Origin of the sequence: Nostoc sp. (genome assembly GCF_036917515.1) — a bacterium.
In the GTDB taxonomy this organism is placed as follows: domain Bacteria; phylum Cyanobacteriota; class Cyanobacteriia; order Cyanobacteriales; family Nostocaceae; genus Nostoc.
Genome location: NZ_JBALDE010000034.1, coordinates 1 through 23,283, shown reverse-complemented (window position 1 = coordinate 23,283; position 23,283 = coordinate 1). Strand labels below are relative to the sequence as shown.

The following is a 23,283-nucleotide window of genomic DNA, read 5'->3' as shown; positions in this document are numbered from 1 at the left end:
CAAATGCTCTGAATGCGGTAACTAAAAAAGACATTATTGGATGGTTCACCCACTGCTGTTACTATATTGCACCCAACTGAGAACCGCTATAAATTGGATGTATAAAGAAAAATTTATCTATTTTACTTAACTATAAGAATAATTTTTAATATATAAACTCTTATTTATGAATAATATTATGTTTGCTTTATGACTCACTATTATTATTTCCTTTTTTTGTCATATATAAGTTGTTATGAATAATAACTATTATGTTATCTCTATAACTTAATGGTGCACTGCGATGAGAGTGAGATGGTAAGGCTAGGCAAGTTGGAGGCCTAAGCAAACATCCCAAATAGGTGTATTTATTATCCAATGATGGCAACTATCTGCTGTTTCCAACACCAGAAAGAAACCCCGTCTCTTTAAGCAGCAGCCGTAGTTCTGCGTGACGAAGTTTCGTGTCCTTGTTGTTATTTGCCCACATATCAGAGAAGAAGTCTTGCATCAGCGCAATGATGCTGCGGTATTTGACGATGCTGATAACATACAACTCATCTAATTTCATGACTCCATCAGCATGTATCTGCTCGATATTGTCGAGTAATATAGACCGCAGTTGATAAGGTTTTAAGCCTTCTTTTATGCCATATTTTTCCATAATCCTGCGTTTATCATTCTTGGAACATAAATCATACGGCGATCGAATAAGATGACCAAGATTCCGCAAGACTTCTCCGTAGTCATAAAATGTGTTTTGCTTAAAAAAAGACTGTTCATTTTTAGTCAACGTAAAACTCTTGTCAAGTACCAAACCAAAATCGGTTAAATATGTCTGCTTACCGTCGGTGAGGATGTTACGAAAATGTGCGTCAAAATGGATGATTCCCTTCGATCTCAAAAAAGTAATCGTCGTGCGTAAGTCATTTAGGGGTTTTTGAAGTTTGTTGGGGTTTTCCCGCAGCCATGTTTCTAGAATATGCGGTATATACTCTAGAAACAGAACCAACTCATAGTTAGCGTTTGCTTTATCTAATATATAATTCCTGGCGCTGGCACTATTGCCCCAGTACTCCAAATAATCTTTTAGACGCGACCTATCGACATCCGCACGCCGCCCTTCCAAGGGAATAATTCGATAATGGTACATCAGTGGGAAGGTGGCAATTACCTCCGATAATACCCAATTGGTTGTCTTGATATGGGTAACAAGTTCCCGGAAGACCCCAAAACCAGTGGAACCGAAGCCGTAATTATAGTAAGTCGGCAGGTTATAAAGGTTTCTGGTGGAGAATAGGTTATCAAATTCAATATTTGTAACCGGAACACGTTTCACAAAAACCTTGGATTCGCCAAGAATGATGGTGTGATTCATTCCCCAACCTGTGCTCGACTCATTTAACTCACTATTGTCAAACAGAGAATGCAATTGTGCATTATCCAACTGAGCGATTTGTGAATTTAGTTTGAAGTACCTTTTTTTTCTAAGTTCTATATGCTTCTTAGCCATTTTCCCTGTCCAGCCACAGCATAAGAAATGGTAAAACTATTCTGGTACCAATTCAATAATGATTGCAACACATCCTTGAGTAAAGAGGCGATGAATCGCGTCTCTACAGTGCAAACAATTGGGAGTAGTTCACGTAGTGTATTCGGCGTTAATCTTCACGTAATCATAACTCAAATCACAACCCCAAGCTTTACCTACACCATAACCATTGCCAATATTAACGGAAATTAACACTGTATCCTGTTGCAGATAAGCACCCACCGATGCTTTTTTCAAATAAGCACTTGCTGCTGCGCGATCAAATTGTAGAGGTTGTCCATTTTCTAACATTAAAAAATTCCCTAGCTTAATTTGCAGGTTTTCTTGCTCAAAGGGCACACCTGCACGTCCGGCGGCGGCAGCGATGCGTCCCCAATTTGGATCATGTCCAAAGATTGCAGATTTAACTAAGGATGAACCAGCGATGGTTTTGGCTATTTGTCGGGCTGAAATTTCATCATAGGCCCCTGTCACTTGCACTTCAATCAGACAGGTTGCGCCTTCACCATCACGAGCGATCGCTTTGGCTAAATGCTGGCAAACTGCTGTTAACATCGCCTCTAATTTCTCTGCTTCTGCGCCCAATTCTGTAATTGCTGGAGTGCGAGATTGACCATTTGCTAAGGCAATTAAGCTGTCATTAGTGCTGGTGTCACCATCCACAGTAATGGAATTAAAGCTTCTATCAGCTGCCCTTGCTAACATCTGTTGCCAAAGGTGAGGCGAAACCACAGCATCACAAGTCACAAATGCCAGCATGGTTGCCATATTGGGGTGAATCATGCCGGAACCTTTGGCAATGCCGCCAATTCGTACCGAGCGATCGCTTATAGTTGTCTCTAGGGCAATAGATTTTGTTACCAAGTCTGTAGTGATAATCGCCCCGGCGGCCGCATCTGATCCTGTTTCTGATAGTGCTGCTACTACCTTGGGAATCCCGCTTCGCAAAGCATCCATCTTAATTCTTTGACCAATCACACCAGTGGAAGCCAATAACACAGATTCAGACGAGATGTGTAGAGCTTGGGCTATTGCCATCGCAGATTCTAGAGTATCAAGGTAGCCTTGAGTTCCTGTAGCAGCGTTTGCTTGTCCAGCGTTGCAGAGGATGGCACGAGCGCTTTGTTTGGCTTGCAAGCGTTGGCGACAATATTCTACACAGGCAGCTTTCACTTGGCTGGTGGTGAACACACCCGCTGCGATCGCTTCCACCTCTGAGAATATCAAAGCTAAATCTGGCAACCCCGAAGGTTTTAATCCTGCGGTAATTCCCGCCGCCTGATACCCCCTTGGTGCTGTGATACCACCTGTTATTTCTTGCCAATCTGCCATTATTCTTCACCTAAACTATCAGGTTGGATAGGTCAATATGTACTTTACAAAAGTGCCTTAGAAAAGTTCCCAGTGCTGAGTTAGGAGTTAAGAGTTATTAGTTTTACCCTACTTCCCCAGTCCCCAGTCCTTTTTATTGTGAGTTTATTTGCTGATGGCAATAATAATGCACCAATTGGCGATCAGCATAATTGTTTTTACCTTTCTTATGACGAAAAACAAAAACAAAAAAGGAGAGTCACTTGGGTTGCTCTGTAGATCGTTACGATACATCTACTTACCAATCCTCAGATTTCCTTTTTAAGGGTTAATACTTATTTATTAAGATTCTTTATAAAATTTTTTGACTTTTATCCGTAAATACCACGAAAATAAAATAAAAAAGAGAGCTACTTAGGCAGCTCTCCAGATCATCAGGGTGCATCTACTTACCACAGCATATCATTTTACGTATGAGGGTTGTCACCAGTTTTTATATGAAGATTGTGTGAAGCAAGACCGGGAAAATACTTAGTTGGGGAATTGGGCATGGGGCATGGGGCATTGAGAAGAGACAAGAAAGAGAGGGAGACAAAGGAGAGATTTGTTCAATAATTTCCTCTTATTCCCATTGTCCCCTTGTCTCTCCAGCTCGTCCTACTTCCTCACCCAGCTAAGTTAACTTGATAGACTGCTAAGTAAAGCGCGGCGGAAATAAACAGACCATTCAAAATGGCACAAAAGCGCGTCAGACAATTCTATTTGACTTTTGACTTTTGACTTCCGCCTTGCGGTACTAGGCGTTCAGTTTTTTCTCGACCAATTCGTTAGTCAGCTTAGGATCGGCACGTTTGCCTGTCTTTTTGAGAACTTGTCCGACAAAGAAGCCTTTAAGGTTAGTGTTACCGTTGCGATATTTTTCTAGTTCTTTGGAGTTGGCAGCTATGACTTCATCAACAATCGGTTCCAGTACGCTAGGATCGGTGATTAACTCTTGTCCGGCAAAGGCTTTCTCAGGAGAAATACCACTAAGCAAATCTGGCAACTTTTGTTTAGCTTGAGCATTGCTAATTTTGCCCGTTTCAATGCGAGTGATAATATCTGCCAAATTGGTGGGAGTCAGAGCGATTTGAGTAATAGTGAGTTTTTGCTTATTCAGGTGGGCTGCAATATCTTGAGTAATCCAATTGGCAGCAGCTTTGGGATTTGCTCCAGATGCGATCGCAGTTTCAAAATATTCGGCTATTGAACGATCTTCTGTCAATACTCGTGCATCGTAAGCCGAAAGCCCCAACTCACTTTCATAATGATGGCGTTTTTGAGCTGGTAATTCTGGTAATTCGCTACGCCATTGCTCTAATTGTTCATTTGACACTTCAATTGGTGCTAAATCTGGTTCGGGGAAGTAGCGGTAATCGCTAGAACCTTCTTTCACCCGCATACTACTTGTGGATTGAGCGCCTTCTAGCCACAGCCGAGTTTCTTGGATGATGCGCTCGCCTGCTTCGATTGCGGCGATTTGGCGTTCAATTTCGTAGTCAATCGCCCGTTGGATGGCGCTGAAGGAGTTCATGTTTTTAATTTCTACCTTAGTGCCAAACTCTTTTTGTCCCACTGGACGCACGGAAATGTTGACATCGCAGCGTAGAGATCCTTGCTCCATATTGCCGTCACTCACGCCGAGATATCGGACAATCCGACGTAACTCTTCAGCATATTCAGCAGCTTCTAGTCCAGAACGCAGATCGGGTTCTGAAACAATTTCTACTAATGGGATACCAGCGCGATTATAGTCTACTAGAGAATAGGAAGAACCAGAAAGGCGATCGCTACCTCCGTGTACCAATTTTCCAGCATCTTCTTCCATGTGCAGACGCGTAATGCCAATGCGTTTGCGAATCGGATTTCCCTCAGCATCTACCAACTCAATTTCTAACCAACCATGTTCTGCGATCGGTAGATCGTATTGAGAAATTTGGTAATTTTTCGGTAAATCTGGATAAAAATACTGTTTACGGTCAAACTTGCTATATTTAGCAATTTGACAATTTAGTGCCAAACCAGCTTTGACGGCGTATTCTAATACTTTTTCATTGAGTACAGGTAAGACCCCAGGTAAACCCATACAAATCGGGTCAATGTTAGTATTGGGGTCAGAACCAAATGCCGTAGAGCTATGAGAGAAAATCTTGGTATTTGTACTCAGTTGACAATGGGTTTCTAAACCAATAATCGCTTCATACTCAGTTTTTACAGTTGTAGCAGTGGTCATAATATCAATAATTTGGGCATAATCCTTGTAGTGGTACTATTGTAGCGGCGTATTGAGTTGCCCTGAAGACGGTTATTTGGGTGAGCAATGCTTACCTTTTAAGCTATAAAAGGGAGATGCAAATCTCAGGTGAAGAAAATCTTAATCATTGGTTCTGGGGGTGCTGGTAAATCTACCCTAGCCCGCGAACTGGGAAACATCTTAGAGCTGATTCGTAAAGAAAATCTTAAGGGTACTCAACTCATTACTAGGTCTAAGTTTCAGCGAATAAGTGCTTTATTGACTTAAATTCCTGAAACCCTTACTAGACAAGTACTTTACTTGAGTTTACGAATTAGCTCTTAGGTTTAGAAGTGATTCACTTGGATGCTTGGTACTGGAATCCTGGTTGGGTTGAGACTCCAAAAACTAAATGGCAGAGCATAATTCAAGACCTAACCCGACGAGAATCTTGGATTATGGATGGTAACTATAGCGGTACTCTTGACATTCGTTTGTCGGTTGCAGACACGGTAATTTTTTTGGATTTTCCCCGACTTTTATGTTTGTCGCGAGTGATTAAACGTCGCTTTATGTATGCAGGACAATCCAGACCTGATATGGCATCAGATTGTCCTGAAAGATTGAATTGGGGATTTTTAAAATATATCTGGTCATACCCAATTATTCGTCGTCCTGGAATTTTAGAAAAACTTAGTCAAGTAACACCGGACCAGCAAGTTATTATTCTCCGCAAACCAATAGAAATTAGATATTTTTTACAAAACTTTTCTTGCTATTAAAATTTAACGAGTTGATTTTTATTAAAAGTATTTGAAAATAATAAAATAGATATTATTTACATATTACTTAATTATCAAAAAAAGATTAAAATGTGAAATTAGCAAATTATTTTAGGGAGAAATTAAGATTATGATTGATGTCAAAACAGCAGTAAACGCTGCATATCAATACATAAAATCCATACAAGACATAATGGGTTCTTCATTAGGAGATTTGAGACTTGAAGAAGTAGAACTTTCTGAGGATAAAGCTTTTGGTTGATTACTTTAGGGTTTGATATTCCTAAAAAACCTTTTAAAAGCCGATTGGATGACTTAATTCCTACCTCTCTTGCTTCTGTCCCTGTGTTATATGAACGAGAATATAAACTTTTTAAGGTAAATTCTCAAACTGGCGAAGTAGAAGCAATGAAAATTAGACAAGTATGAAAGATGTGATTAATTCTTTGATTCGTCGCTATCACCAAAAGGGAATTTTAATTGATACGAATATCTTACTTCTTTACTTTGTTGGGACAGTCAATTGAGAAAGAATAACCCGATTTAATCGAACGCAGCAATTTATACCATAAGATTATGATCTTCTGGTAGGAATCATTAGCAAATTTCAGAAACTTGTAACAACCCCAAATATTTTGACTGAAGTCTTTAACTTTGTCGATAAACTTGTTGAACCTGAACGTTCTCAGTGCTTTACAATATTAGCTTTATTTGTTCAAAATGCTGATATGTTGGATGAATACTATATAAAGAGTTTAGATACTGTTAATACTGAAAAATTTATCAAATTTGGACTTACTGACAGTAGAATCCTAACTTTATCTAAAGGTAAATATCTTGTACTAACTGATGACTTTAAGCTAGCAAATTATCTTCCGAGTGTAGAAGTTGACGTGATTAACTTTAACAATATTCGTGTCTTGAACTGGAAGTAAAAATATGAAATTATTTTGGAAGTGTTAATTTTTATAATTTCTGTATCGCAAATTAAAAAATACCTGGGAGTGTTGCCGTGTTTCCACCCCAGACATTTTTTATTCTTAACTTGCTCCTCACACACAAATTCACCATATCACTACTTCTATTAAAGAGCAAGTATATTGAGTGACACTTTCAAAACTGCATAAGCAATCCAATTTCTGAGAAATTAAAAAGCGCCTGGGAGTGTTGCCGTGTTTCCACCCCAAACGCTCTTTATTTTTAACTTGCTCCTCACACACAAATAAACAATATCACTGCTTCTATCAAAGGTCAAGTATATTGAATGAGACTTTCAAAACTGTGCAAGCGGTCTATCAAATTTCTGCCCAATTAAAAAGCGCCTGGGAGTGTTGCCGTGTTTCCACCCCAGGCGCTTTTTATTTTTTAACTTGCTCCTCACACACAACTAAAGAATATCACTGCTTCTATCCAAGGGGGAGTATATTGAGTGACACTTTGAAAAGTGCACACCTTTCAGTAAATAATTTAGTGTAAAAAGTGACGTATACCAGTCAAGACCATCAGCAAACCCAGTTCGTTAGCAGCTTTGATTGAATCTTTATCGCGTAAACTTCCCCCTGGTTGGACAATGGCTGTAATTCCTACTGCTGCGGCTGTTTTGACTGAATCATCAAAGGGGAAAAATCCATCGCTGGCGAGAGTTGCACCTTTGGCTTTTTCCCCAGCTTGTTCTAGAGCTATTTTAACTGAGCCGACGCGATTCATTTGACCAGCACCTACTCCTATTGTAGTGCGATCGCTTGTCACAACAATGGCATTCGATTTAACGTGTTTGCAAACTTTCCACGCAAACAGCAATTCGGCTAATTCGTCGGGTGTCGGTTGACGTTCAGTCACAACTTGCCATTGACTGGTATCAGCAATGATGTTATCGCTAGCTTGGACAAGGAAACCACCTGCGATCGCTTTCACTATATCTTTAGGGCCACTACTCAAATCTGGTAGAGTCAAAACCCGCACGTTGGATTTTTTGGCAAGAATTTCTTGAGCTTCTGCATCACAACTTGGTGCAACCACACATTCTAAAAATGTTTTAGTTAACTCGCTAGCCGTAGCCGCATCAATCGACCGATTGAGTGCGACAATCCCACCAAAGGCGGAAATAGAGTCAGCGTTGAAAGCTTTTTGATACGCTTCTGAAATCGTGCTTCCCAGTGCCGTACCACAGGGATTTGTATGTTTGATAATCGTTGCGGCTGGAATATCAGTGAATTCCGCAATAATTCGGCGTGCAGCTTCTAAATCAACTAAGTTATTGTAACTAAGTTCTTTGCCTTGCAGTTTTGTTGCAGCTGTCCATCCTGTTGCAGTAGTACCAGTTTGATACCAGGCGGCGGCTTGATGAGGGTTTTCGCCGTAACGCAGAGATTGTAATTGTGTACCGCTAAGAGTGTAATGCTGTGCCTCTGCGAGATAAGATGCGATCGCTAGATCGTAACTAGCAGTGTGCGAAAACCCTTTTAATGCCGCCCTTTGCCGAAACTCTAGAGATGCTTCGCCGTTATTTTGCCGCAATTCCTGCAAATACTCGTCATACTGCGCTGGATCGCATAATACAGTGAGATGGGCGAAGTTTTTCGATGATGCCCGTAGCATTGCTGGCCCACCAATATCAATTTGTTCAACGGCTTCAGCTAATGTCACGCCTGGTTTAGCGATCGTTTCCTCGAAAGGATATAGATTCACAACTACTAAATCAATCGGGCGAATTTGGTTATTTTCTAAATCTGTAATATCTTGGGGAACGTCTCGCCGCGCCAAAATTCCGCCGTGAATCCGGGGATGCAGTGTTTTGACTCGACCACCTAAAATTTCTGGTGAACCTGTATAATCTGCAACCTTCATAACAGGGAGTTCCGCATCTTTGAGTGCTTGGGCTGTTCCCCCACTACTGATTAAATCAAAGTCGAATTCTTCAAGCAAGCTATGGGCGAGGTCAAGTAAACCAGTTTTGTTAGATACACTCAGCAGGGCTAGACGCGCCATTGATCAATTCCTTAAAAGTAGGCCAGAAGTGAAGGATCTCAAGTTTTGCATAAGCCTTGGTTCACTTCAAGACCTTTCGGAATCATAGCAGGGGCAGGGTAAGTTAAGAGTAACTGCTCGGTAACGATATAACAGTGCTTTTACAAACAATCGATTATCTGTCTTTTGTGGCTCCCATATAGCCTAGTGCCATTCGGTTTTGTCCATTTAATTTTGTTAATTTTAGATGCGTTTACCTTGTCATTGTGATTAACTGAGTAGTAGGTAAAATAAAAAAATTGTATTTAAGAAATGTTGCCATAATTTACATTTCATTACATACTTAGAGTTTTTTTACCTACTTAACTTAGTACAGGATTTGATAAGTTGCTAGCGTTATAAAATCTTTTAAAGCCTTACTAGTAGATCGCTTAATGCGTCATAAATTTGTGAAATGCTGTACTAAGTACTGAAAAGAACAAAGCAGAGATTACACAAAATCTGCTTTACCAAACGCAAAAACATCAAAAAAGTAGGAAGATTATGTACAATAACCAAAAAAATCAGTATCTCAACATCTCTGATCTGAATTTTAATTCAGAATTCTACGAGTTAACTGATGACGAATTGAGCCACATAAGTGGTGGTGGTCTTGGTGCTCTTGGTGGTGCCGTTGCTGGCGCTGGAGGTTCAATCTTGAGTAATCTCTTTCATTATAAAGAGATAGATTGGGCCGATGCTGCTGCATGGGGACTAGCAGGTGCTGCTGGTGGCGCAATAGCTGGTTCTTTGGGCGGTCTGGCCGGTGCTGCTTTAGCTGGAGAAGACTAATCAGTAGTCGTTTTTTAATGCGTTTCAGTAATGCTTTGAAATTTTCATGAAACTGGTTTAAGAAAGTTAGCAATTAACGCTCTTCCATCACTCTCAGAAAACAATAATCGAAGCAGAAAACTGAAACTATGACTAAATCAAGGTTTGAGGCATTATTTTCTAATATAAATTCAACAATGTAACCAAAACCTGGAAAGTGAGGTCTCATAAGCCTTGTAGCGATTGCTTTTTCCAAGAGTGATGGAAGAGCGTTAAGTAAATCGGCATGATAAAATTAATCTACGTTTAGTTTTGTAAAGACCTATTATGTACTATTTTTAAGAGTATTAGGCTTCTTTACATTTTTTACGTAGGTTTATTTTTTAACACCAATTTATTTATAATATAAAAAGACTGAAAAAAAATCAGCTCTATACCTATGGTAAATGCTAACTTTTTACTGTAAGCACTCAGATAATGTGACATCGATTCCTTTAAATAGATATTTGTATAAAGAATAGTAGTGTTGCAAATTACTGCTTAAGTTTTAATAAATGAGTGAGCTAGTTAGTTATGCAAATGCAATCCTCAGTAATTAAGATAATGCGAAAAAAGAAGTGGGGAGATTCATTTAGATTTTATGAAATTATATTGGACGGTAAAAATGTAGGGATTATTTTTGCTAGTCAAAGTATTTCTGTTCCGGTAGAGTCTGGTGATCATTCCCTCAAAATCAATATAGATTGGGGTGGCAGTGAAGAAATTAACTTCAGTATTGGTTCAGGAGAGGAGATTACATTTGAATGCGAATCTAGTCTTTCCATACTGAAAGTGTTACTAATTCCCTACTACCTAATCTTTAGACCAAATAATTGGGTTTCACTTAAGCAATGTTAAGTATTGGTTAGTGACACTATAAGAGTACCTTAATAAGCTGTTAAAGATTCTCGCCCTGACAACGACAGGATAAAGCTTGAAATTAATTTAGGAGAAAGTTTTCTCCTAACCAGATTCAGCACAACTAAAAAATATTGGTAATGGCATTATCCTCAAACATCATTACCTAATTTACATTTTTGATATCTGGCATTGCCACAAACTATGGTAATTGGCACATCCAATTGGAATGTCACTAATTTTCGTAGCATTTAACAAATACTTTCAGCGCTCTTTAAACGTTTTCAATAGTCGTTACTTCTGCTCTTGAGAAAGATGATTTTTCGCTGGCATGTATGGCTGATAATAACTTAGTTGCTTAATTTAATATTATATAGACTATGGCTGGAAAAGTAACGAATATGGGTGATCACGTTATCCGTTCAGATATTGCACGAAAGCTTTTTAATGTTGATGGCTCTGGAATAAAGGTAGGAATTATCTCTCCCAGCTTTAATGCTTTATCTGGTTTAGAAGCTGATATAAAAAGTGGTGATTTACCAGGAATTCTTTTTGATACAGAGGGAACTAGACTTTCTACACTATTCACTGTCACCTTCTTCAATGACTTCAACAATAACATCGCAGGTTTTGACAACTCTGCTAATGTCATCAATGGTCAAGGGAGTAATGACAAGATTAATGGCTTGAGTGGCAATGACCTTTTGAGAGGCGGTACTGGCAATAATACCCTAATTGGTGATGCGGGTAATGATATTCTCGTTGGCGGTGCGGGTGCTAACAGATTCCTTTACAATACCAATGCTCCCTTTGCCCTGACTGCTGTTGGTGTAGATACCATTAATGACTTTAATAGTAGTTTCCAAGGTGACAAGGTTATACTGGATAAGACTACCTTTAGTGCGTTCCCGCTTCGGGTTGCCGTAGCCATCGCTTCTACTGCGGTAACAGGTTTCAGCAACAAGAGTGATTTTCAAGTCACTAATAAAGCTGGGACTAGCATGGCGAAAATTGTCTATGATCCTGTGAGTGGGTAGTTATTCTACAACCAGAATGGCAGTGTGGCTGGTTTTGGCAGTGATGGTCTATTTGCAACTCTAACTGGTGCGCCAACTCTCTCGGCATCTGATTTTGTGGTTCTTGCATAGTTTGCTCAAAACAGGGAGTTCAAAGCAAGGAATATGAGAGATCAGTTATCAGTTAGTTGAAACCGTGATAACTAATATCCCCTACACCGTTACCAACCAATCACAAACAACGGATTTACACCTCGAAGCAAAGTTAACCTAAACCTATCAGAATAATTCGTATTCGGTTCTGTTAACTTGCTAGCACCATACGATGTCGGTATTCTTTAGGCAACCGTTAAATACTAAGTCTGCTTGAAGAGATAGGATCTATGTACAAAAGTAGAATTCTAGGAGTAAACCTCTGTCTTTACAAGCTCTTACCGTTCCCACAGCAACTTTTCAACCCCCCGTAGGCCTAATTGTCACTTTGCATGGTTGGGGTGCTAATGCTGAGGATGTAGCATCTTTGTTACCTTTGCTCAACTTACCCAATTACCAGTTTGTATTACCTAATGCACCTTATCCTTATCCCTATTCCCCTATAGGGAGGGCATGGTATGACCTGCGGGCAGAAAATATGTATCAAGGTTTGGCAGAAAGTCGGCAACTGCTAACAGATTTTTTGGAATCTTTAGAAAGTACCACTGGCATACCTTTGTCACGTACCATTTTGAGTGGATTTTCTCAAGGTGGAGCAATGACTTTAGATGTCGGCTCAAAATTGCCCTTAGCAGGTTTAGTTGTGATGAGCGGGTATTTACATCCTGACGCACTAACGGCAGCTAAAAGTGGGATTCCGCCGACTTTAATCACTCACGGTAGATATGATGAAGTTGTGCCCCTGCAAGCTGCTTTGAAGGCAAAAGAAACTCTAAAGTCTCTAGGAGTGGCGGTAGAATACCACGAATTTGATATGGGGCATGAAATAGATCCGAAAACGTTAGAGGTACTACGAAATTTCGTTGTAAATACAATTGCTTAGTCAGGATTACGAATTTTTCATAAATTCTGGTACAAATTCTGACAATTTTCACGAACTTAATGACTTCTAATGAGTAATATATATTGGGTGGCTGCGAAAGAGCGCAACTTAACCCATGCTGAAGGCGAGTGCTGGATAAGGGAGGGGCAAGTATTATGACAACTCTAAGCATTTCCCAAAAAGAAATTGCTGCCATGAGTGCAGTAGAAGTAGAAGAATTAGCTACACGTCTGGAACTGGATAATTATAGTAATGCTTTTGAGGGTTTAAATGATTGGCATCTATTGCGAGCGATCGCATTTCAGCGTCCGGAGTTAGTTGAACCCTATATCTACCTCTTAGACTTGGAACCCTACGATGAAGCTTAGTTGAGAGTTAGGAGTTAGGAGTTAGGAGTTAGGAGTTAAGAATTAGGATTTATAACTATTTAGTACTAATTTTTGTAACGACTCACTCCTAACTTTTTATTATGGCTAATCCAAAATTGAACAGGGTTCTCATTGGTGTAGGTGGCGGTATCGCCGCCTACAAAATCTGCGAACTAGTTTCGACGCTGTTTAAAACCGGGGTGGAAGTCCGAGTCATCCTCACCCGTTCGGCGCAAAAATTTATCACGCCTCTGACAATAGCCACTCTATCTCGTCATCCCGCCTACACAGATGATGATTTTTGGCAACCAACTCACTCTCGTCCGTTGCATATTGAGTTGGGTGAATGGGCAGATGTGATGGTAATTGCCCCTTTGACAGCTAATACATTAGCAAAGTTAGCCTACGGAATGGCGGATAATTTACTCACAAATACCGTGCTGGCTTCTACTTGTCCTGTGCTGTTAGCACCCGCAATGAATACTGATATGTGGGAACAGCGATCAGTGCAACGGAATTGGCAGCAGCTATTGATAGATAGTCGATATCATGGAATGAGTACAGCATCAGGGTTATTAGCGTGCGATCGCATCGGTGCTGGTAGATTAGCAGAACCTCCAGAAATTTTGGCTCACATCCAATCTTTGTTACACACTCAAGGTAAACGAGATTTAGTAGGTAAACGAGTTTTAATTAGCGCTGGGGGAACGCGAGAATTTCTTGACCCAGTGAGATTTATTGGTAATCCTTCCACAGGTAAAATGGGATTGGCTTTAGCGCAAGCCGCATTTCACCGTGGTGCAAGTGTCACCCTCGTACATGGCCCAGCTAATTGGAATGCGCCATTAGGAGTACAAGCGATTCCCGTTGTTAGCGCCGACGAAATGCAGCACGTCATGGTGGAATGTTTACCCAATGCTGATGTAATTGTGATGTCAGCAGCCGTGGCCGATATGAAGCCACGAGATTATAGTACAAAGAAATTGCCCAAGCGATCGCTTCCCCAAACCTTACCTTTAGAACCAGTACCGGATATAATCGCCCAGTTAGGACAACATAAACAACCACATCAAATATTAATTGGTTTTGCTGCACAAACTGGGGATATTGTCAAACCTGCGTTAGAAAAATTAGATCAGAAAAAATTAGATGCGATCGTTGCTAATCCCATCGATCGTCCTGATAGTGGTTTTGGGAGTGATAATAATCAAGCGATATTCTTGGACAGTCAAGGAAATCAGGTAGAAATTGCACCTTGTTCTAAATTAGAAATGGCACATAAATTATTTGATTTTGTCAAATAGATTCTTCCTGATAATTTGAAACAAAAGTATTATTGAATATTGACATTATAATGTCAATCTGTTTGCATCCGAAGCCTATGAAAGAATTAGCAACCGAGTCATCTACCTGGCGTTTCATCCCAATGCTTCAGACATCAGGAGGAGTGCAAATGGCGATCGATGCTTGGTTGTTTAATCAATGTCAAGAGGGACAACATCCGCCTACCCTGCGTTTTTATACCTGGTGTCCTTATGCTATCTCCTTGGGACATCTGCAAAAACAATGGCCTGCCGAGTGGCATAATCTGATTTACCAGGGACAGCCACTCGATCTAGTTCGTCGTCCAACAGGAGGTAGAGCTGTTCTCCACCAAGGGAACTTAACCTACGCCCTGATTACCTCAGCTAGTACTGGAAAGAGCTGGGGTACTTATGAAAAAATCTGTAACTTTTTAATCCAAGGCTGGCAAACTTTGGGTATTGAGTTAAATTATGGTTCTGCTGGACGAGGTTATATTCACAATCCTAGTTGTTTCAACACAGCAACAGCGGCTGACTTGGTTAGAGCTGATGGAAGTAAATTTATTGGTAGTGCCCAACGCAAGGGAAGAAATACCATTCTTCAACACGGCTCGATGATTTTGTCTACAGACAAAGGTTTATTTCAGGAAATCTTTGAACAACCAGCTCCGTGGAATATCTCACTTTGCAACATACACCAAGAAGATGGCTGGATTGTAAAGATTGTGGATACACTGACAGAAACGGCAAAACAGTACTTTGGCATAGAACTAGTTACTCAACCATTCACCGATCTCGAATGGCAAGATATTCTCAAAAGCCGATCGCTGTATGAAGTGCGTTAGCGTAGCTCACTGTAGGTATCGCCTATTTCAAAACTTTAGTACTTTAGTTAGAGCCAATCTTCCTTTTTGAGATAGACTGATTTATCAATCATTTACCATTAGTTTTGTAAAGTAATTATACAAAACTAATGCCTTGCGTAAAACACAGACATAACTCTTCGAGTAATAGCTAGCAACTCAAAATAATCAGTTTTGTGGAAGTATGGTTTCTAGCAACGGGATTTTAGAACAACGCAATTTTCTTCAAGTCACACTGCCGCATATCTGGGATCGTGATCTAAGCGATGTCTACGACGAGCTTCTCTTACGCCAGCAGAGTTTCTTAGCCTTACAGAGAACCAACAGAGCGTTAGAATCAAAAGTGCAAGAGCTTTTAGCTGAATTAACCACAGCTAAAGAGCAATTTTGTCGTGAGAAAGCTTCCAATCGGCAGATACAGACAGAATTAGAAAAGTCCCTTTCTTTGCTTCAAGCAACTTTAGATTCTACAGAAGAATTGTTGGAAGCGATCGCTCCTCGACTAGAAAAACACGTTGGCTCAAAGCAGTGGATATCAGAACCACAGCGGCTCTTTCCTACTTGCCCTCAACTAAAGAAAGTTTTTGATTATATCGAAGCTAATTATCATCAATCGATTGGTTTAAGTGAAGTAGCTGTTGCAGTTGGTTATTCCGCAGCTTATCTAACCAATCTAGTGCGACGCAAAACGGGAAAAACAGTAAATGATTGGATTCTTGAACGCCGGATGCTAGCTGCGCGTGCCTTGCTTCTAGAAACCAACCAGCCAGTTAATCAGATTGCTTGTGCAATCGGCTATCAGTATGAAGGATATTTCTTTCGTCAATTTCGCCAGTTTCATGGGACTACACCTCAAGTTTGGCGTAATACTCAGCGTTCTAATGTTAGTGTCAATCATTCAATGTGCGACCCGGTGGAACAATCAAACTTACTTCCAACACCAAATCAGCTAAGAGTAACCCATCCTTCGCTACAATTATTAGAAATGTAAATACTAATAATGCAAATGGAAAGGTAGCGAGTGTTGGTAAAGATACCACTACATGGACTAACATCCGGGGAGGCAAATATGTAATCGACTTTAGAGATGATAAAGACGGTATATTTGTCACTGGCAATATAAGAGTTGACTACACCTCCTGATGCAGCACATGAAGCTAAACGCTTAAGAGTCTGATCAAACAAACTGATTAGACCAGTAGAACATTTACGGCGAACAAGGCTTTCCCCATGTTCGCCTTTCTGAATTTTCCCGTTATCTCCTTGACGGAGCGATGTCTACGACGGGCTGCACCAACGCTTACTATACCTCTATCCAAAAGTCCTATTCTCTCGTGATTTATTGTTATAAAATTAGAAGAAGATATAGGGTGAAATCCTTGCTAATTCGTTGTTTCACGACTTAACGGGAAAAATCAGATTTGCCTTTCTCATCAATAAAGGCAGATATAAAATGTTTGTTGTTGATTATTTTGAAAAATATCATAAGTATTCCATTTTAATAATTAACAACAAATATATATTTTTCAAAATATTTATTAATAATCAAGCTGGGACTAATATTCAGCATTCTAATGTTAGTGCTAATCAATTGCAATATAATTAATAGTTTTAACAACAAAATGTGCATTACCACGTCTAGACGCCTCGTTTAATTTTCTCAGACGCATAATTCCTTTGTTGTAGGATTTTTGCTTCTAAGATGGCATTCCCAGTCGGATACTCTTAACAAGGTATGTGACAGCGGTATTCTTCACATAAGTCAGTTTCTAAGCTTTTCATTAGATATCTGCCTTGAAAAGGTGTTAAGCAAAGACCTGGATTTTCCATAACGATTCCTCTTGGTAGAACTTGCACTCTTTGGAAGTTCGTTTAGCTTCTTTGCGAACCTCTGCTTACTTATCAGAATCAAAGTCTATGAATTCCACAACTAGTTACAAAAGTTCATAATTATTGCATGAATGGTCAAAAGTTAGGCTTTTTAAGCGTTGATGCTGTGACTGGTCAAAAGCAGCGATAAAAAAGCGACGATGAAATCAAAGATATAGCTTCAGTATCAAGGTGGGTGACTTGGAGTATCTTAGAGCGTCAAAACACTTTAATTTACAAGATAAAAATACCTTTAAATTGAAATTTAAAAAACTTAAATAATGAAAACATGAGTACTTGAGTTATGCGTAGAAAATCACTTTAAACCTATTGTTTTTATCAAGTTAATATCAGAAGATTTCAATGGAGTTAGACGAGACATCACTAATTCCACATCAACATCAATCTAGAAAAGGAAAGTGACAATGTTAAGCACCAAAGAAAACTTGAAACAAATTGAGATGGACACTATTCAACAGGAACCATTGTTCACCGAGTTGACTCCCGAAGCAGCAGCTACCGTCGAGGGAGGCGCTGACATAGATTATGCCTTGGAAGTCTTCAAACACTCACGAGAAACTATTCCAAATGAAAGCTTAGGCAGTTTCGACCGTGGCAAAAAAGAGCTGAGTCCAGGAGCAGACAACCAGATTAGCTCGGTTAATGTCCGCGCAGGTAGATGGATATTCTATGATCGTCCTGGAGGTGGGGGTCTAAGTTGGGTGGTTACAAAGACGGGATTCCAAAACGTTCCGTTGTGGCTCAATGACAAGATCTCATCCATCCGGCGCAGTGATTGAGCTAACACTTTCAACAATCAGGTTCCAGTTACTGGTCTCCCTAAGGGAAAGTGGAAGTTTTATCGAGATGTCAGTTTCCAGTTCTCGTACAGGATGACCCGAGGCTAGGGGCGTTATCTGATGCGGGTTTTGCCCTATCGCGCTATTCTGATTCAAGCGATCGCAATTAACATTGTCATCGGGCTGCTTTCCCTTGTCTCTCCTTTGATGATGCAATTGCTCACTGATGACGTACTCGTGCGGGGAGATACCCAACTGCTAACCGTGGTGGCAATTGGAGCGATCGCTATGAATCTATTTAGCAGTGTGATGGGTTTGGTACTATAAATAGGCTCTTAACTAGGAGAAAAAAGATGAAAAACCTGTAGGGGCGTACAATCATCCCTCCTACATAGGATTTTTTATTGTTAAGTAAAGTCCTTGATTTTCCACAGCAATCCCTCTTTGTAGAACTTGCAGGGCTGGAAGTTTGTTTGGATATTCTCTGCAAACCTCCGCTTACTTATCGGAATCAAAAGTCCCTGAATTCCACAACTAGTTATAAAACTTCACAATTTTCATGTGAATGGTCAGAAGTTAGGCTTTTCAAGCGTTGATGCTGTGACTGGTCAAAAGCAGCGATAAAAAAGTGACGATGAAATCAAAGATATAGCTTCAGTATCAAGGTGGGTGACTTGGAGTATCTTAGAGCGTCAAAACACTTTAATTTACAAGATAAAAATACCTTTAAATTGAAATTTAAAAAACTTAAATAATGAAAACATGAGTACTTGAGTTATGCGTAGAAAATCACTTTAAACCTATTGTTTTTATCAAGTTAATATCAGAAGATTTCAATGGAGTTAGACGAGACATCACTAATTCCACATCAACATCAATCTAGAAAAGGAAAGTGACAATGTTAAGCACCAAAGAAAACTTGAAACAAATTGAGATGGACACTATTCAACAGGAACCATTGTTCACCGAGTTGACTCCCGAAGCAGCAGCTACCGTCGAGGGAGGCATTAAGTTCAGGGCGGATATCGACAGCGGAAGGTTGAATATTCGTAGTGGTCCCAGCACCAACAGCCGGAAGATCGGCTCTTTCGGGAAGGACGAAACGTTTGACGCGACAAGTACCGTCAGAGGCAGGTGGCGTCGGCTCACTGAAGACGAAGCACTAGAAGAGACGGGGGAAAGAGTTGCATGGGTGAATCGGGATTTTATCGCGTTTGTCTAGTAGACAAAATGAAAGCACGAGGGGCTACTAGGCAAGCTAAATAATTTTTATCGTTTAGATTACAGCTTTGCAGCAGTAGCCTAACGCCTAGTAGTCCAGCGGACAAGCTGAATACCCACTTCGGTCGGAGCAATTGCTCCGACCGAACTTTCTCCCCCAGATAATACCAATTGGGTTAATTGTTTGAGATAGACTCATTTGTATTTTAATAGCGAAGTGTTCATTTTATAGCGGTTCTCGAATGGAAGCAATACACCTTGACCTCTCTCCAAACCTCTCTCTTAAAAGGAGAGAGGCTTTGAATCTTGTTCCCCTTCCCTTGCTCTTAAGAGGCTAGGGGTTAGGTCTGTATTGGACTCAAGCGAGAAGCGCTATAAGCTCAAAAATAAAATAGGATAGGTCTTTAAGAAAAATGCGCTACCAAAGTGTACTTCAACACAGTGAAGAAGACTGTGGTGCTGCTTGCATTGCCACTGTTGCCAAACACTACGGACGCACCTTTGCCATCAGTCGGGTGCGGGAAGCCGTTGGTACAGGGTCACGAGGAACTTCTCTGCTGGGGTTGAGCCGGGGTGCTGAAACTTTAGGATTCAATGCTCGCCAAGTCAAAGCCTCTGCACAACTACTGGATCAATTAAATAAAGCTCCTTTACCCGCCATCATTCACTGGAAAGGCTACCACTGGGTCGTTTTATACGGGCAAAAAGGGAAAAAATATGTAATTGCTGACCCTGGTGTAGGCATCCGCTATCTCACCCGCGAGGAGTTGAGCGAAGGGTGGGGCAATGGCATCATGCTGCTGCTAACGCCAGACGACAGCCGCTTTTATCAGCAATCAGATGATAAAATTGGCGGCTTTGGGCGTTATCTGATGCGGGTTTTACCCTATCGCGCTATTCTGATTCAAGCGATCGCAATTAACATTGTCATCGGACTACTTTCGCTTGTCTCTCCCTTGATGATGCAATTGCTTACTGATGACGTGCTAGTGCGGGGAGATACCCAACTGCTAACCGTGGTGGCAATTGGATCGATCGCTATGAGTCTATTTAGCAGTGCGATCGGTTTGGTACAATCTCACTTAATTGGTCACTTTGGTCAACGACTGCAATTAGGACTGATTCTAGAATACGGACGACAACTGTTGCGTTTGCCCCTCTCGTACTTTGAAGGACGGCGCAGTGGGGAAGTAGTCAGTCGAATTGCTGATGTCGATCACATCAATGAGCTAGTTTCCCAAATTGTCCTCGGTTTACCCAGCCAATTTTTTATCGCTTTGGTTTCTTTGGGCTTCATGCTCTTTTACAGTTGGGGGCTGACTTTGGCTTCTCTGGCTGCCTTTATGATTGTCACCCTTGTCAATCTGCTTTTTCTTCCAGCTTTGCGCCAGAAAACCCGCAACGCGATCGTCTTGGGTACAGAAAACCAAGGCTTTCTCGTTGAAACTTTTCGCGGTGTCCAGGTACTAAAAACTACTCAAGCCACTCCCCAAGCTTGGCAAGAATATCAGGCAAATTATGGTCGGCTTGCTAACTTGGGCTGGAGTACGATGAAGCTGGGGCTTTACAGTGGCACAATCACTAATATTTTTTCTACTTGCACGAACATTGCCTTACTGTGGTTAGGCTCATACTTGGTGATTAATCGCACTTTGAGCATCGGTCAGCTGCTAGCGTTTAGTGGAATGAGTGGCAATTTTCTCGGCTTTTTGAGTTCAGTCATCGGCTTAGTTGATGAGTTTATCACTGCCCAGATTGTCATCCAACGCTTGACGGAGGTGATTGATGCTACCCCAGAAGACGACAAAGACGAGAAAAAGCCTTGGGCAGAACTGAAGGGCAATATAGGTATTACTTGCACTAACCTTAATTTCCACCACGCAGGTAGAGTTGACTTGTTGCAAGATTTTTCGCTAATTATCCCTGGTGGTCAAGTCATTGGGTTGATTGGTAAATCTGGTTGTGGTAAAAGCACCCTCGCCAAACTGCTTGCTGGTTTATATGCACTCCAATCTGGCAATATCCGCTATGGCATCTATAATCAGCAAGACCTCTCAATGGAATGTCTGCGGCAACAGGTGGTGCTAGTACCTCAAGAACCTCACTTCTGGAGTCGCTCAATTATTGAAAACTTCCGCTTCAGCTATCCTCAAATAAGCTTTGAACAAATTGTGCAAGCTTGCGAGATTGCTGGTGCAGACGAGTTTATCAGTAAACTGCCCGATAAATATCAAACTGTTTTAGGCGAATTTGGCGCGAATCTTTCTGGTGGACAACGACAGAGATTAGCGATCGCTAGAGCTATAGTTACTGACCCGCCGATATTAATTTTAGATGAATCTACTGGCGCTCTCGACCCAGTGAGTGAAGCCAAACTGCTAGATAGACTGTTGTCTCATCGACAGGGCAAAACCACGATTATAATTAGCCATCGCCCCAAAGTCATCGGGCGGGCTGATTGGATTGTACTTCTTGAAGAAGGACGTTTGAAAATCCAAGGTACTCCAGAATCTCTACGCCATCAGCCTGGCGAACACTTAGACTTCTTAGACAGCGTTGACCCATTTACAAATAGTTTAGTAGCTAAATCCTCCAATTCTCACTCTAACGGCAAATTCAGCGCAATTAGCAAATAAAATCATCTATGACTTATGCATTGACAAAAAACACCATCCATGAACTCTAAGTAACAACTGATTGTTTAACATTCAACAGAGGTTAAAGAATGAATACAAAATTTTCAAAGCTGTCTTTTAAGATAGCTGTCTCGGCTGCAATCATAGGTAGTGCTTCTGTAGCGTTACCTGCCGTTGTGTCGTTCAGGGATGCTACTGCCACATCTACTAGTGGTTCGTTTGTTGCGGACAACGCTATTGACAAAAATAAGAATACCCACTGGGAGGCTGCCGCCCGTGGTGCTTCCATAACTGCGAGATTCGGTAGCTGCCAGCGCATAGATGATCTGGTGCTTAACTGGTACGGCACGAACAAGTATACCTACAGCGTACAGCTTTCCAAGGACAATGGTGCAACTTGGACTACTGTGATCAGTAAGACCTCTGGCAAGGGCAATGAAAACAAGCAAAACATCACCGACCAAGCCGCCAATGCAATCAAGATCGTGGGTGATACCGATTCTAGATTGCGTATCGACGAATTGAAGATTAATTCCCTGGGTTCGACTAATGGCTGTACGAGCAGTGGTACTTCCAATCCCTCAACTGGTGAGAGCAGTGATACTTCAAATCCCTCAACTGATGAGAGCAGTGGTAACGCTCAGTACCCGGCCGATGTGCTTGACCTCAGCAAGTGGAAGCTCACCCTGCCAATCAGCTTGAATTCCCCGCCCAACTCAAACAAAGCAACGGAAATTAAGCAGCCGCAACTCAAGACATACAGTAATTCAGAATATTTTCGTCTGAATGCTGCGAAGAATGGTGTGCTTTTGAAAGCGATCGCTGGTGGTGCACGTACCAGCAAAAATACTGCTTACGCCCGTTCTGAACTGCGTGAAATGCAGGGTGATGGTACGGAGTCTGCTGCCTGGAGCTGTACGAATACCGATCATGCCATGTACCTGGAACAGACCCTGTTGCACACCACCACAAAGAAGCCGGAAGCCACCATTGGGCAGATCCATGACTCAAAAAACGACCTCGTGATGGTGAAGTACTTCGGCCCGTCCTTTGCGAACGGCTCGACGGACATTGGCAAGCTTGAAGCCCGCTTTAACAACGACAATATTACCAAGCTTCTCGACAGCACCTATAAAATCGGCGATCCGATGACTATCGACATTGCTGTTACATCTGGTGGCAATGTTACCGTCAACTATAAAAACCTGCGTTCAGGTGTAACGAATAGTACTGGTACAGTGAAGATGACGGGTATTATCGGTTCCTGCTACTTCAAGTCCGGCATGTATATTCAAGCTTGTTCAAAGACTGATATTTACAGCAACACCAACACTGTGTGTGCGAACAAAAACTTATCTACTGATAAATCCGAGACTGACCCTTACGCTTATGCGGAAATAGAAGTACGCAAAATTACCCTACGCTAATTCACAGAGCTTTCAGCTTTTTTAGCAGTATGTAAATTTCCCAAAAAAGAGGCAGAGGGCAGTCAGATAAACTATTAACCCTCTTTTGTTACTACGGGGAGAGTATAATCAGGAAGGAAACCGGAAATAGTAATTAGCAGGGATGGTTACGCCACGCAGAGAAGCAGTAAACA

20 protein-coding genes and 1 pseudogene are annotated in these 23,283 nt (G+C 41.1%); 17 read left to right on the top strand and 4 right to left on the bottom strand.

Translation table 11 applies throughout. The features are described from left to right. Positions 1 to 367: 367 nt before the first annotated feature. The 3 genes from V7K89_RS04370 to gatB form a co-directional block, all read right to left on the bottom strand. Entirely contained in the window at positions 368 to 1,492 is a 1,125-nt protein-coding gene (locus tag V7K89_RS04370) for a hypothetical protein (protein WP_335184692.1), read from the bottom strand. 129 nt (positions 1,493 to 1,621) lie between these two features. Then, complete coding sequence (gene argJ, locus V7K89_RS04365; RefSeq protein ID WP_335184690.1) at positions 1,622 to 2,863, bottom strand: bifunctional ornithine acetyltransferase/N-acetylglutamate synthase; 1,242 nt, start codon at positions 2,861 to 2,863, stop codon at positions 1,622 to 1,624. A gap of 775 nt (positions 2,864 to 3,638) precedes the next feature. Continuing rightward, positions 3,639 to 5,114 (bottom strand): Asp-tRNA(Asn)/Glu-tRNA(Gln) amidotransferase subunit GatB, encoded by a 1,476-nt coding sequence (gene gatB / locus V7K89_RS04360; protein ID WP_335184689.1) that lies wholly within the window; start codon positions 5,112 to 5,114, stop codon positions 3,639 to 3,641. A 129-nt stretch (positions 5,115 to 5,243) separates the two neighbouring features. On the opposite strand from gatB, the gene V7K89_RS04355 reads away from it, so the two are divergent. The 4 genes from V7K89_RS04355 (at position 5,244) to V7K89_RS04340 (ending at position 6,831) form a co-directional block, all read left to right on the top strand. Further along, positions 5,244 to 5,402, top strand: coding sequence for a hypothetical protein (locus V7K89_RS04355; protein WP_335184687.1), 159 nt, complete (start codon positions 5,244 to 5,246; stop codon positions 5,400 to 5,402). A 65-nt stretch (positions 5,403 to 5,467) separates the two neighbouring features. Beyond that, on the top strand, positions 5,468 to 5,896 hold the full coding sequence (locus V7K89_RS04350) for an AAA family ATPase (protein WP_335184685.1): 429 nt from the start codon (positions 5,468 to 5,470) through the stop codon (positions 5,894 to 5,896). Positions 5,897 to 6,026: 130 nt separating this feature from the next. Next, positions 6,027 to 6,158: a hypothetical protein gene (locus V7K89_RS04345; protein ID WP_335184683.1), complete on the top strand. Its 132-nt coding sequence runs from the start codon at positions 6,027 to 6,029 to the stop codon at positions 6,156 to 6,158. A gap of 373 nt (positions 6,159 to 6,531) precedes the next feature. Beyond that, positions 6,532 to 6,831, top strand: a complete 300-nt coding sequence (locus V7K89_RS04340) for a hypothetical protein (RefSeq protein WP_335184681.1) — start codon at positions 6,532 to 6,534, stop codon at positions 6,829 to 6,831. Positions 6,832 to 7,363: 532 nt separating this feature from the next. Here the strand turns inward: V7K89_RS04340 and purH are convergent. Further along, positions 7,364 to 8,884, bottom strand: coding sequence for a bifunctional phosphoribosylaminoimidazolecarboxamide formyltransferase/IMP cyclohydrolase (purH, locus tag V7K89_RS04335; RefSeq protein WP_335184678.1), 1,521 nt, complete (start codon positions 8,882 to 8,884; stop codon positions 7,364 to 7,366). Positions 8,885 to 9,406: 522 nt separating this feature from the next. Between purH and V7K89_RS04330 the strand changes: the two genes are divergently transcribed. From V7K89_RS04330 to V7K89_RS04270, 13 genes and pseudogenes are all read left to right on the top strand, one after another. Continuing rightward, the gene (locus V7K89_RS04330) at positions 9,407 to 9,694 is read left to right on the top strand and encodes a bacteriocin (RefSeq protein WP_335184676.1); all 288 of its coding nucleotides are present in this window, start codon (positions 9,407 to 9,409) and stop codon (positions 9,692 to 9,694) included. A 552-nt stretch (positions 9,695 to 10,246) separates the two neighbouring features. Further along, complete coding sequence (locus V7K89_RS04325) at positions 10,247 to 10,570, top strand: hypothetical protein (RefSeq protein WP_335184674.1); 324 nt, start codon at positions 10,247 to 10,249, stop codon at positions 10,568 to 10,570. 401 nt (positions 10,571 to 10,971) lie between these two features. Next, complete coding sequence (locus V7K89_RS04320; protein ID WP_442941581.1) at positions 10,972 to 11,607, top strand: hypothetical protein; 636 nt, start codon at positions 10,972 to 10,974, stop codon at positions 11,605 to 11,607. 394 nt (positions 11,608 to 12,001) lie between these two features. Continuing rightward, positions 12,002 to 12,622 carry an alpha/beta hydrolase gene (locus V7K89_RS04315; RefSeq protein ID WP_335184696.1) on the top strand — a complete coding sequence of 207 codons (621 nt, stop codon included), beginning with the start codon at positions 12,002 to 12,004 and terminating at the stop codon, positions 12,620 to 12,622. 155 nt (positions 12,623 to 12,777) lie between these two features. Next, entirely contained in the window at positions 12,778 to 12,990 is a 213-nt protein-coding gene (gene isiD, locus V7K89_RS04310) for a protein IsiD (protein ID WP_094351471.1), read from the top strand. Positions 12,991 to 13,091: 101 nt separating this feature from the next. Next, positions 13,092 to 14,294 (top strand): bifunctional phosphopantothenoylcysteine decarboxylase/phosphopantothenate--cysteine ligase CoaBC, encoded by a 1,203-nt coding sequence (gene coaBC / locus V7K89_RS04305; RefSeq protein ID WP_335184672.1) that lies wholly within the window; start codon positions 13,092 to 13,094, stop codon positions 14,292 to 14,294. Between the two features lie 77 nt (positions 14,295 to 14,371). Further along, positions 14,372 to 15,139: a lipoate--protein ligase family protein gene (locus tag V7K89_RS04300; protein WP_335184670.1), complete on the top strand. Its 768-nt coding sequence runs from the start codon at positions 14,372 to 14,374 to the stop codon at positions 15,137 to 15,139. A 202-nt stretch (positions 15,140 to 15,341) separates the two neighbouring features. Further along, a complete protein-coding gene (locus tag V7K89_RS04295; RefSeq protein ID WP_335184668.1) occupies positions 15,342 to 16,148 on the top strand; it encodes a helix-turn-helix domain-containing protein in 807 nt (268 codons plus the stop codon). A gap of 1,303 nt (positions 16,149 to 17,451) precedes the next feature. After that, entirely contained in the window at positions 17,452 to 17,826 is a 375-nt protein-coding gene (locus V7K89_RS04290) for a beta/gamma crystallin-related protein (protein ID WP_335184694.1), read from the top strand. 108 nt (positions 17,827 to 17,934) lie between these two features. Next, positions 17,935 to 18,147, top strand: a pseudogene (locus V7K89_RS04285) (hypothetical protein); the annotation flags it as partial. A gap of 577 nt (positions 18,148 to 18,724) precedes the next feature. Further along, complete coding sequence (locus V7K89_RS04280) at positions 18,725 to 19,048, top strand: SH3 domain-containing protein (RefSeq protein WP_335184664.1); 324 nt, start codon at positions 18,725 to 18,727, stop codon at positions 19,046 to 19,048. A gap of 412 nt (positions 19,049 to 19,460) precedes the next feature. Continuing rightward, on the top strand, positions 19,461 to 21,683 hold the full coding sequence (locus V7K89_RS04275; protein WP_335184662.1) for a peptidase domain-containing ABC transporter: 2,223 nt from the start codon (positions 19,461 to 19,463) through the stop codon (positions 21,681 to 21,683). An 89-nt stretch (positions 21,684 to 21,772) separates the two neighbouring features. Continuing rightward, positions 21,773 to 23,110, top strand: a complete 1,338-nt coding sequence (locus V7K89_RS04270; protein ID WP_335184661.1) for a polysaccharide lyase family 7 protein — start codon at positions 21,773 to 21,775, stop codon at positions 23,108 to 23,110. Positions 23,111 to 23,283: the final 173 nt, after the last annotated feature.